Source organism: Streptomyces anulatus (genome assembly GCF_014650675.1).
In the GTDB taxonomy this organism is placed as follows: Bacteria; Actinomycetota; Actinomycetes; order Streptomycetales; family Streptomycetaceae; genus Streptomyces; species Streptomyces anulatus.
In genome coordinates, this window is sequence record NZ_BMVK01000036.1 from 1 (window position 1) to 11,321 (window position 11,321).

Sequence of the window (11,321 nt, forward strand, 5' to 3'; positions counted from 1 at the left end):
TCGCCGACTACCTCCGCATCCCCACACCCGTCACCGCCCGCCTCCTGCCCGCCACCCGCCTGGACCCGGCTGGGGCCCGGGCTGGGCAACGGCCTGGGCCGACCCTGACGCCCTCACCGGCACCCTGCGGCCATTCCGCGAGCCGGTATTCCTCGGCCCGTTCGACAACTTGATCTGGTATCGGCCCCGCACCCTGCGCCTGTTCGGCTTCACGCAGGTCTTCGAGGTCTACAAACCCGCCGCCCGCCGCCGGCACGGCTTCTACGTCTGCCCGCTCCTCGCCGACGGCCGGCTGATCGGCCGCGCCGACCTCGCCCGCCGCGGCGACAACCTCACCGTCCTGCAGGTCGGCCTGGAGCCCCACGCCGGACAGGGCGCCGCACACCACTTCGTACACGCCTGCCGGACCCTGGCAGCGGCAACCGGGCGCAGCCACATCGAACTCACCGGGGCAGCGACGGACCCAGCGACGGGTGTCGCCCTGAGAAACGCGCTCGACGGCGCCCTCTGAACGGCGGGCGATCGCCACTGGCGCCTTTTGCTTCAGCTGCGCCGCGCCCGTCCCGGAGTGGACCGTGCGACTGCGCCCGCCCAAGGGCCGGTGACCGAGAAATCGCCCGACTTCAGCAGTGCGAGGAAGGGGAGCAGGCCGACCTCCAGTAGTGGCACTCACTGATCCCGAGCTGGCCAGCCTGCGTGACGTCGCAGTCTGCCCCCACGCTTTGCACCGGCCCGGATGTACTCGCCTTGGGGGAAACGGTTCCTGACGCCACACCAGGGCAACGTCCTTGATGTCTGACGTCGGCGCGGAGGTGAGGGCCCGTCGCCTTGGCATGCGTCGATACCAGCGGTCCGTCTCCGTGAAGAGACGCTCGTACCCGCTGGGCCCCACCCGTCAGCCCTCCCAGAGGGAGCGCGACATGTCGGGCTGTCTATGCGTATCCCGAGGATGAGCCAGGCACGTGGGGGTGATGCGGCGGCAGTCTGTTACGACGCCGGGAAAGCCCGGTCCGGGAGGGGTCTGCCTGATCGGTGCGCTGTTCCTGCCGGTTCTTCGCCAGATGCCGGGGCCGGGAAGGACTCACCTTCCCGGCCCCGGCAGTGTCGCTCTCGGTTCAGGTCACGCTGTCGGTCGGCTCCGCAGCTGGACGACGACCTCGTGGCCGGTGGCCTTCTCGCCGAGCCGGTAGAACTTCACCTGGCCCTCGCTGTGTGTGAGCTCGACCCAGTCCTCTTCGTCAGTCGGTCGCGGGCATGGGCGAAGGGATACGCGGCGACTGCTCAAGAGTCTTCTTCGTACCGTCTGCGGCGACGGCAACAATGACGTACGACTTGTCGGGGGAGGCTAGGAGGGGCCACTTCAATGAGGTGGCGTCGCCGGGGACGTTGAATCTGTTGAGGGAGTAGAACCGGTCTTTGGTGTCGGGTGTGGTTGCCGGGTACCAGAAGCCGTCGTGTATCTCGTAATGATCCACGGCTCCAGGAGCAGCAGGGTCCCAGCTGAGATTGACGACGTTGCCGTCGATGAGGGCCTGGAAACCAGTGGCGGGTACGGGCGCGGCCGGGACCGCCACGGATGTGAGGGCGCTGGGCAGAGCGCGCATCGTGGCGTCGTGATACGGCTCCACGGTGAAGTTGTTCGTCATTCCCGGAGTAACGGTGGCTGTGCAGCGGAAGCTGAGGCGGCCGGCTTCCTGCTGGTAGCTGAGGGAGAGGCAGTGTTCCGGGCTGTCGGTCGCTTCGCCGGATGGCCTGTCGGTGCTCAGGGTGCGGTGCAGGCGGTAGTTGGACGAGCGGATGGCGAAGGTGTCCAGTGGTTGGGTCCACTGCAGGAGTGCGGTGTTGTTGCCCTGGTAGGAGATGGTGACGTCGTTGAGCCGGGGGTGCCAGGAGGCGTTCGGGTACGACTCGTCGTCGGCGGATGCGGGGGCGGCGTTACCCGCGGTGTCGTACGCCTCGACGCGGTAGGCGATGTTCGCGCCCAGTGCCGGCACGTAGTCGGTGTGGGTGGTGCCGGTGGTCCGTGCGACCTCGGTCCAGACTCTGGGGACGCCGGAGTGCAGGATCAGGCGCAGCACGCGATACCGGGCGGCGTCCGGGACGGCTTTCCAGGTCAGGAGGTAGCTTTCGCGTGTCTGGTCGGTTCCCATGGTGACGGTGGGGACGACGCGTGCCGGAGCGGTCTTGTCGGCGGTGGCGACGGGGAGGTCGGCGGTGCCGGTGGACTCGTTGCCCGCCTTGTCATAGGCGCGGGCCTCGTAGTAGAAGACCTGGCCGGTGGCGCGCGGGGTGTCCACGTACGAAGTGGCTGTTGTCTGGGCGACTTTGGTGTAGGCGGTCGTGCCCTTGAGGCGTCGGTAGACGCGGTATCCGGCGAGGTCCATGTCCACGTTCGAGGACCAGCGGACGGTGGATTTGGTGGTGGTCGTGTTGTACGTCGCCGTGATGCCGGCGGGCGTGCGGGGCTTGGTCTTGTCGACGGCCGCCGAGGTGCGGGGCGCGTACGCGAAGGAGACGTTGGCGGCGCCGGTCCAGTTCACGTAGTCGATGCGTAGCGTGTGCTTGCCGCTGGGGATCGTGACGTTGAGGGTCTTCTTCTGGGTGGTGGAGACGTTCTTCCAGATGTTGATCTTGCGTACGCCGTCGAGGTACACGCGGACGCCGTCACGGGCGGCGGTGGTGAAGGTGAAGGGGCCGCCGTTGCCGAAGTCGCGGACCAGGCTGTAGCGGACGCCGAAGTTGTTCGTCGGCAGGCCGGAGGCTGGAGCCCTGGTGCCCCAGTCCTGGTGCATCACGTTGTCGCAGTCGGTCTTCTTCGGGGTACCGGAGAAGGTGGTGTTCGGGTAGAACGTGCGGGTGAAGTGGTTGGTCTTGCACGGGGTGGCGGCCGACGCGGGCGAGGCGGCGAGGAAACCCCCTGCCGTGGCGAGGACGACGGCCGCGGACACCGGTCTCAGCCGGGTACTGGTCTTCAACTGTGTGACCCCTTTATTTGGCCCGCCGTGTACGCACGGCAATACGCGCGCAGAGAGGGCGGAACAGCGCGAAACGAGATGAAATGGAGTTGAGCAGAGGCGGACTGCTACACGCCTGGAGCGGATCTTACGGTCTGCTTTCCCTCGCTGACGATGCCCTTAGGGGGCATCCCATATCTGGCGAAGCCACCGTGCCTGTAGCGCTCTACGTCGCGCCCACCTCGCCGCCGAGTACGGCGTCGACCCTGCTGACCCCTTCCGAGGGCGCGCGGCGCCGCCAGTACCAGCCCCGTCGGGCGGCGCCGAAGGCCCGGACGGCGCGCCCCCGGGTCCAACTGAGCTTCTCGTAGCCCCGGCCCGCAGGCGTCCGGCCGGCCGGCCGGGGTAGACGGCTGACCGGTCCGCCCATCGGCGCGGCCAAAACTCAGGAGAGGACACGATCAGCGTGAGCGACGCCGAGTACCGGAAGCAGACCCCCGACGGAGCGGCCGAACTCCTGGTTCGCTGCCTGGAGAACGAGGGCGTCGAGGTGGTGTTCGGCGTACCGGGCGAGGAGAACATCCGTTTCACCAACGCCCTCGCCCGCTCGGAGAAGATCCGCTACGTCCTCACCCGGCACGAGCAGGCCGCGTCTTTCATGGCGGAGATGCACGGTCGGCTCACCGGCTCGGCGGGTGTGATGTCCGCGACGCTCGGGCCCGGCGCGATCAACCTGATGCTGGGCGTCGCCGACGCTATGACGAACAGCACGCCCGTTGTCGCGATCACCGCGCAGGTCGGCAAGGAGCGCAACTACAAGGAGTCCCACCAGTTCGTGGACCTGGTGAGCATGTTCGCCCCGGTCACGAAGTGGTCGGCGGAGGTCCCGGCTACCCAGGCCATCCCCGAGATGGTGCGGCGCGCGTTCAAGACCGCGGAGTCCGAGCGGCCCGGCGCCGTCTACCTCGCCGTGCCAGAGGACGTCGACGAGGCGACGGACGGCTCGGACCTGCGCCCGCTGCACAGGAACGTCGTGCAGCCCGAGGCACCGTCCCCGAAGCAGATCAAGCGGGCGGTGGAGCTGCTGCGGGAGGCCCGCCGGCCGGTGATCCTCGCCGGACACGGCGCGGCGCGCGGCGGCGCCGAGGAGTCGCTGGCGGCGTTCGCCACCGCGCTCGACGTGTCGACGGCGACCACCTTCCACGGCAAGGGCGTCCTGCCGGACGACCACCCGTGCGCGACCGGCACGTTCGGCTTCATGCGGCGCGACTACACCAACTTCGGGTTTGAGGAGGCCGACGTCGTCATCGCGGTCGGCTACGAGCTGCAGGAGTTCGACCCGTCCCGGATAAACCCGGACGGTGACAAGAAGATCGTCCACATCCACCGCGTCCCGGCGGAGGTGGACGACAGCTACTCGGTCGACGTCGGCATCATCGGCGACATCTCCGCCTCCCTCGACGCCCTCGCCACCGAACTCGACGGCCTGCGCTGGACCATCGACGACGAGGACACCACGGCCACCCGCACGCTGCTGGCCAAGGAACTCGAGCAGGGCGCCGCGGACGAGCGCTACCCGCTCGCCCCGCAGCGCATCATCGCCGACACCCGCGCCGCGCTCGGTCGCGACGACATCGTGCTGGTCGACACCGGCGCGCTGAAGATGTGGATGGCCCGGCTCTACCCGACGTACGCGCCGAACACCTGCCTCATCTCCAACGGCTTGTCCACCATGGGCTTCTCGCTGCCCGGCGCGCTCGCGGTTCAGCTCGCCAGGCCGCAGACGAAGGTGCTGGCGGCGGTCGGCGACGGCTCGTTCCTCATGCACTCCCAGGAGATCGAGACGGCGGTTCGCGAGAACATCCCGCTGACCGTGCTGATCTGGGAGGACAACGGCTACGGGCTCATCAAGTGGAAGATGGACCTGGAGGTCGGGGAAAACTCCAACACCGACTTCGGCAACCCGGACATCGTCCAGTACGCCCGAAGCTTCGGCGCGAAGGGCTACGACATCGAGTCCGCTGGGGACCTGCTGCCGACGCTCCGTGAGGCACTGGCGGACCCGGGCGTGTCGATCATCAACTGCCCGGTGGACTACGCCGAGAACATGAACCTCATCGAGCACCTCGGGCACCTCGACGCGGCGCTCTGACCCGCCCGCGGCGCGGCCCGACCCCCGTACGGGCTGCGCGGCGGCCCTCCCGCAGGGGCGGTGCCCTCGGGTCTGCGCATCCCGTGGCATTTCCGCGGCGCGGGGTAGATGGCCACCGTGAGCTTCGGCCAGTCGAGGAGAGGAACTTTTGTCATGCGTGCTCGGAGCATAGGTGCGGCAGCCGCCACGGGGCTGGCGCTGGTGGCCGCCCGCGACCTCGTGCAGAAGAAGCACGCGCTGCTGAGGAACTTCCCCCTGGTGGGACACGCCAGGTATGTGCTGGAGACGATCGGCCCCGAGCTACGGCAGTACATCGTGACGTCCAACGACGAGGAGCGTCCCTTCAGCCGTGACCAGCGCAGCTGGATCTACGCGTCGGCGAAGGGGGAGAACAACTACTTCGGGTTCGGCACCGACAACGACATCGAGCACGTGCAGGGGCATGCATACGTGAAGCAGCGTACGTTCGCCGGTGTGCTGCCCGATCTGAGCGACCCGCAGGCGGCGTTGCCCTCGGCCAAGGTGCTCGGCGGACCGCGCGGCCGCGCGAAGGCGTTCCGCCCGGCGAGCGTCATCAACATCTCGGCGATGAGCTTCGGCTCGCTGTCCGGCGCGGCCGTTACGGCGCTCAACAAGGGCGCGGCGCTGGCCGGGACGATGCAGAACACCGGCGAGGGCGGCCTGTCGCCCTACCACCTCAACGGCGGGGACCTCGTCCTCCAGATCGGTACGTCGTACTTCGGCTGCCGCAACGAGGACGGGACGTTCAACCTCGACAAGCTCAAGTCCATGGTCGCGGGCGCGCCCGTTAAGGCGATCGAGATCAAGCTCTCGCAGGGCGCGAAGCCGGGGCTCGGCGGCATGCTGCCGGGCGCAAAGGTGACCGACGAGATTGCCGGGATCCGCGACATTCCCGCAGGCAAGGACTGCGCTTCGCCGTCGCGGCACACCGCGTTTCACGACGTGGACTCGATGCTCGACTTCGTGGAACTGTTGGCCACGGAGACCGGGTTGCCGGTTGGGATCAAGAGCGCCATCGGGGAGATGGACTTCTGGGAGGAACTCGCCACCCTGATGGAGCGGGGCGAGCGAGGGGTCGACTTCGTGACCGTCGACGGTGGCGAGGGCGGCACCGGGGCGGCTCCTCTGATCTTCGCCGACTCGGTGTCCCTGCCGTTCCGCATGGGCTTCTCCCGCGTCTACGGTGTGTTCGCCGAGCGGGGCCTGACCGACTACATCACCTTCATCGGCTCCGGCAAGCTCGGCCTGCCCGAGAAAGCCGTCGTCGCGTTCGCCCTCGGCGTCGACATGATCAACGTGGGCCGTGAGGCGATGCTGTCCATCGGCTGCATTCAGGCCCAGAAGTGCCACACCGACAAGTGCCCCACCGGCATCGCCACCCAGGACCCGTGGCTGGCGCGCGGCATCGACGCGCCCTCGAAGGGCATCCGGGCCGCGATGTACCTGCGCACCCTGCGCAGGGAGTTGCTGAAGGTCTCGGGCGCCGTCGGTGTCCCCCACCCGTCGCTCATCACCCCCACCGACATAGACATCCTGAACGGCGACTACGACGCCCGCAGCCTGGGGAGTGTGTACGGCTACAAGGATGGCTGGGGCTCGCTCGGCCCGGAGCTCGCCCATGAGATCGCCGAACTGCTTACCACCTGAGCCAGCTACTCGGCCACCTGTCTCAACCGTCATGCCCTGCGCAGCACGCCCATCGGGTGGAGCGCACCGAGTGGACGGTGGTGCGCATCGTGGTGCGCACCGGATGGACTCGGTGCGCACCGGGTGCGGAGTGCACCGCGTGGGCGAGCACCAGGTGCTCGTCGTGCATCGCCTCCAGGGTGTCGGCGGTGTCCGGGTGCTCGGGGTCCGGGATCACGTTCACCGTGAACCGGATGATGCTGCGGCGATGCCGGGCGCCGCCGTGGTGGGGGAGTCCCGCGCCCAGTCCCGCAGCGCGGACAGCAGCGCGCATCCGACCTTGTCCAGCGCGAAGGAGTCCGCGCACGGATCGGTGCTCTCCTCGTCGACGGCCGTGACGGGCCAGATGATGTCCTCGGCCAGCCGCAGCAGGACGAACGCCAGCTCCGGGTCCGCTTGCGCCCGCCCGGCGACAGCGGCGTCGCTACCCATTTGCAGCGCCAGGAGGTAGTCGAAGCCGCGCTCCGCCTGCATGGGCGTCAGCGGAGTACGGGGCGGGATCAGGTACGGCATGGTGGCCTCTTCGGGATGGCCGCCGTGCGGATCACGACGACTCCCGACAGCCTCGAACGCCACCCCTGTGGACAGCGGCCGAAGATTTCGGCGTGCCTATGGGGAGAGGCGGATCGGTCGCAACCGCCCCGAACGGCAGGCCACTCGTACGCGGAACAATGCCACCGCCCTGGTGCCCCTCTCCGAGGCCAGATCACAGAAAGGCCGAGCGGGGTTTCCCCCGCCCGGCCGCATCCGCGAAGTAGCGGCTCTCCTGGCGCGTGCCGGACGCACCGAGGGTGCGGGCGACGTCGCCGCCCTCGGCGACCTCCTCACCATCACCGCCGCCGTCTCCCCGGCCACCGTCCGCGACAAGGTCCGCGCCGCGGCCGCCGCCTTCGAGCAGGCCTCCCGCGCCCCCGGCGCCCGCACCCTCGACGGCACCGCCCGCACCCGCTTCAAGGCCGCCACCCGCGCCCTGGAACACGCACCCAGAACAGCCCGCGGCGGCGGCGCACCCGCCGTCCTCAACCTCTTGCTCGCCCTCGTCGAAGCGATCGAGGCAGCCACCGCCTGGCACCGCGCACAACACCACCGCGCCCAGACAACAGCCGCCGCCCAGGCCGCCGTCCTCCTCCGCGAAGCCGCCGACCTCCTCGGCACGACCAGCCCCTCGGTGCTGCTCTACGCCGGAATCGACGGCTGGCGCCGACAGATGGTCCTGGAAGGCCACGGACTACTCTCCCGAGCATTCGACCTCGTGGCCTCGGTGCGCCGGCGCACCGAGGAGATCGAGGGAATGCACGTCAACGGGCCGGACGACTTCTGCGGGCCCGGCGCCGCCGCGGAATTCGACCCGCTGCCCGTGATCATCGGCATCGAGGCCATGGGCACCACCGGCTACCGGGCCGCCGACTGGCTGCGCAAGCACCACCACATCGACATGCACCTCGTGGACCACCGCCGGACCAGCGCCCAGTTCACCCACGCCGACGACAAGGACACCGCCCGACCGGCTGCTGACGGCCCTACGCGACCTGGCCCGCCACGCGCACACGCTCCGCCCCGCTCCCGAAGTGCACGTGCCCACGCCCGCCGAGCTCCGTCCCGACCAGGTAGATCTGCCGCGAGACGCCTACTTCGCCCGGACGCAGGACGTCCCGGCGTCGGAAGCCGTGGGCCGCGTCGCCGCCGGGATGCTCACGCCCTACCCTCCCGGCCTTCCGGCCGTGCTGCCCGGCGAGCGGATCACCGAACCCCTCCTGCGCTACCTGCGCACCGGCGTCGAGGCGGGCATGAACATCCCCGACCCCGCCGACCCCACCCTTCAGACCATCCGCGTCCGCGCCGCGGGTGGCATGGGACTCGGCGCGGGCGGCGGTCCAGTCCTGGCCGCGCAGCCGAAGGTTCACGCACGGCCCTCCTGGCTCTCGTGCGGTACCACCGATACCCTTGGTACCATGTCGCAGCCCAAAGCTATGAACCTACGTTTCCCAGACCCTGCTCAGCGTGCCGCCATCGAGGCCGCCGCGAAGCAGGAGGGGGTCAGCCTGCAGGAGTACATCCTGTCCGCCGCATACGCGCGTGCCACTGCCGTGGAGGAGCGCTTCCTTGAGGCGTTCCGGGAGTCGATGTCCCGCACGGGTGAGTCGTTCGCTGCTGAGGCCGACGGCGTCGATTCCAGCAGGGAGCAGCGGGCCGCGGAGCTGGAGGCTCGGCGGGATCTTGAGGAGCAGCGGGAGCAGGGGCACGCCGCGTGACGCACAACGAACCGCTGCACCCGTTGGACGTGACCTTTCTGCTCCACGCTGCTGAGCTGTTGCCGGGTGATCCGCAGGTGGACGATTACGGCACGCTGTATGCGGCTGTGGCGCGGGTCAACGCGCGGGCCCTGGAGCGGGACATCTACGGATCGTTGTACCTCCAGGCCGGCGCGTTGCTGCAGACGCTGGCGCGGCTGCCGTGTCTCGAGCACTCGAACGAGGCCTATGCGTGGCACTGCGCGGAGGCGTACCTGGCCCTGAATGGCTGCCGACTGGAGTACCCGCCGAAGGAGGCGGTCGCTCTAGTGCGGGACGCGGCGTCCGGCGCGATGGGAGTCGGCCTGCTGGGCCGCCAGTTGCGGGTGTGGAGTGATTCCTGACGGGCGGTAGGCGTGCGGTTGCCTTGAAAGCTCGTCGCCGGCCGAACTGCCGTCCCGGGGGCCGTGCGGACTCGGAGTCGCCCTGGTCCCGCGAGGGGGCGGCCGGCTTCGGCGAGTAGGTGTCGGCGCCGCCTCTGGACCGGCCGAGGGCGAGGTCGCGGAGCCCCCTTTTAGGGCCCCAGCCGCATGCTGATGGGCCCGGACAATCGTGGAATGCCGGGCGGGATTTCCATGTACTCCACGGCCTGCCAGGAGGTGGGCAGCACGTCGGCGAGAAGGATGAACCGGTCGTCCGGCGAACGTGCGGGGCCTTGAAGGCCCGCATGCCCGTCGCCCCCGCTTGCTGAAGACTGAGAGGGCCTGACCACTCACGTCCCAGCGTCACGTGCGAGAAGGCGAGGAACCAGGATGTGCGCGAAGCAGGACGACGCGGACGTTCCGCCTCACCACGGGGCCGGCACGGAACGGGGCACGGACGGCGCAGATGCCTTCGAGGTCGACGAGGAGGTTCAGCACGCCCTGGACCGGCTCACGCTGCTCACCAACGCGGCGGAGGCCCTTTCCAGCACGCTCGAAGTGGACCAAGGGCTCCGCCGCCTCTGCCGCACGCTCATCCCCGGCCTCGCCGACTGGTGCGCGGTCGACCTGCTGGACGACCACGGACGCCTGCGCAGGCTCGTCGTCGAGCACCGGGACGCCGATGTGACGTCCCCGGGCCTGGACGAAGGGCTGCTGCCTCCGGTCGAAGGATCGGCGGCCTCGGTCGCCCGAGCGCTGCTCGGTGTGGGGCCTGTGCTCCTCACGGACTTTCCCCCACCGAGGAACGAGGACGACCCTCTGCGCCTCCGGGAGAAGGAGCTCTTCGAGCGGCTCGCGGCCGACACGGCTGTCGTCGCCCCGCTGAGAGCCCGGCGGCAGGTGCTCGGCGTGCTGACCCTGGCCCGTACCCGCAGGGAAGCCCGGCTGACCGAGGACGCCCTCTCCCTCGTCGAGGACCTCGCCCACCGAGTGGCGCTGGCTGTCGACAACGCGCGCCTGCACGCCGAGGCTCAGCACACAGCCGAGCGGTTGCAGCGCTCCCTGCTGCCCGAGCTGCCCACGGACGGGCCGCTCGAAGTGGCCGCCCGCTACCTGCCGGCGAGCGCCACCGCGCGCGTCGGTGGCGACTGGTACGACGCCTTCGTGCTGCCGGACGGCGCGATGACACTGATCATCGGCGATATCGCTGGACACGATCTGCGGGCCGCGGTCATGATGAGCCAGACCCGGAACATGCTGCGCGGCATCGCCTGTGACCGCAAGGAACCGCCCGGCAAGATCCTCGCTCGGCTCGACGCGGCTCATCACATCCTCTATCCCCATCAGACGCTGACCTGCATCTACGCGCTGGTCGAACGGCTCAGCGCGGACGAGCCGTGGCTGCTGCACTACGCGGTCGCGGGCCATCCCGCTCCCTTGCTCGTTACCCACGACGGGGAGACCCGCTTCCTCGCCGGTGGCCGCAGCGTCATGCTCGGGGTGGAGCCCGAGGTCCATCGCCCTGCCGCGACCGACACTCTGCCGCCCAACTCGACCGTGCTGCTCTACACGGACGGCCTCGTCGAGCGTCGCGAGGAAGACCTGGACCGGGGTCTGGCACGCCTGCGGCAGCACGCGGCGGCCCTGGCCCGCGAGCATCTCACAACGTTCTGCGACGAGATCCTGGAAGGTATGGCCGGAGGCGGCTCGGACGACGTCGCCCTGATCGCGGTCAGAACGGCACCCCCGCATGCCGGGCCCGCGGTGGCCACCCCCTGAGCACTGACGCGAAACACGTCTGGGGCCCGCTGACCGAAGGCCTACGGATCCCCCGCGACCTCGACCTCGGCGACCG

General features: G+C 69.5%; 10 protein-coding genes and 1 pseudogene. 7 read left to right on the forward strand and 4 right to left on the reverse strand.

The annotated features are described in order from the left end of the window. The coding region (locus IE272_RS38315; RefSeq protein WP_190010377.1) for a DNA glycosylase AlkZ-like family protein at positions 1 to 511 on the forward strand (511 nt) is incomplete at its 5' end. Between the two features lie 727 nt (positions 512 to 1,238). Here the strand turns inward: IE272_RS38315 and IE272_RS39055 are convergent. Continuing rightward, on the reverse strand, positions 1,239 to 2,975 hold the full coding sequence (locus IE272_RS39055; RefSeq protein WP_229898130.1) for a fibronectin type III domain-containing protein: 1,737 nt from the start codon (positions 2,973 to 2,975) through the stop codon (positions 1,239 to 1,241). 445 nt (positions 2,976 to 3,420) lie between these two features. On the opposite strand from IE272_RS39055, the gene IE272_RS38325 reads away from it, so the two are divergent. Next, complete coding sequence (locus IE272_RS38325; RefSeq protein WP_190010379.1) at positions 3,421 to 5,106, forward strand: acetolactate synthase large subunit; 1,686 nt, start codon at positions 3,421 to 3,423, stop codon at positions 5,104 to 5,106. Between the two features lie 153 nt (positions 5,107 to 5,259). Beyond that, on the forward strand, positions 5,260 to 6,774 hold the full coding sequence (locus IE272_RS38330; protein ID WP_190010381.1) for an FMN-binding glutamate synthase family protein: 1,515 nt from the start codon (positions 5,260 to 5,262) through the stop codon (positions 6,772 to 6,774). A gap of 22 nt (positions 6,775 to 6,796) precedes the next feature. On the opposite strand, the gene IE272_RS38335 is transcribed toward IE272_RS38330, so the two are convergent. The 3 genes from IE272_RS38335 to IE272_RS38345 all read right to left on the reverse strand — a co-directional run bounded on the left by IE272_RS38335 (position 6,797) and on the right by IE272_RS38345 (position 8,038). After that, entirely contained in the window at positions 6,797 to 6,997 is a 201-nt protein-coding gene (locus IE272_RS38335) for a hypothetical protein (RefSeq protein WP_190010383.1), read from the reverse strand. Further along, a complete protein-coding gene (locus IE272_RS38340; RefSeq protein ID WP_190010385.1) occupies positions 6,994 to 7,326 on the reverse strand; it encodes a hypothetical protein in 333 nt (110 codons plus the stop codon). The genes IE272_RS38335 and IE272_RS38340 overlap by 4 nt, the downstream gene beginning before the upstream one ends. Before the next feature lie 193 nt (positions 7,327 to 7,519). Beyond that, complete coding sequence (locus IE272_RS38345) at positions 7,520 to 8,038, reverse strand: hypothetical protein (RefSeq protein ID WP_190010392.1); 519 nt, start codon at positions 8,036 to 8,038, stop codon at positions 7,520 to 7,522. Between IE272_RS38345 and IE272_RS38350 the strand changes: the two are divergent. From IE272_RS38350 to IE272_RS38365, 4 genes and pseudogenes are all read left to right on the forward strand, one after another. After that, positions 7,940 to 8,654 (forward strand): annotated as a pseudogene (locus tag IE272_RS38350) (Orn/Lys/Arg family decarboxylase); the annotation flags it as partial. The gene IE272_RS38345 and the pseudogene IE272_RS38350 sit on opposite strands and share 99 nt — an antisense overlap. Before the next feature lie 129 nt (positions 8,655 to 8,783). Further along, positions 8,784 to 9,065: a type II toxin -antitoxin system TacA 1-like antitoxin gene (locus IE272_RS38355; protein WP_229898134.1), complete on the forward strand. Its 282-nt coding sequence runs from the start codon at positions 8,784 to 8,786 to the stop codon at positions 9,063 to 9,065. Continuing rightward, positions 9,062 to 9,448, forward strand: coding sequence for a fic family toxin-antitoxin system, toxin component (locus tag IE272_RS38360; RefSeq protein WP_050356723.1), 387 nt, complete (start codon positions 9,062 to 9,064; stop codon positions 9,446 to 9,448). Before IE272_RS38355 ends, IE272_RS38360 begins: the two co-directional genes overlap by 4 nt. A 408-nt stretch (positions 9,449 to 9,856) precedes the next feature. Next, positions 9,857 to 11,245 carry a PP2C family protein-serine/threonine phosphatase gene (locus IE272_RS38365; RefSeq protein WP_190010387.1) on the forward strand — a complete coding sequence of 463 codons (1,389 nt, stop codon included), beginning with the start codon at positions 9,857 to 9,859 and terminating at the stop codon, positions 11,243 to 11,245. Positions 11,246 to 11,321 lie beyond the last annotated feature (76 nt).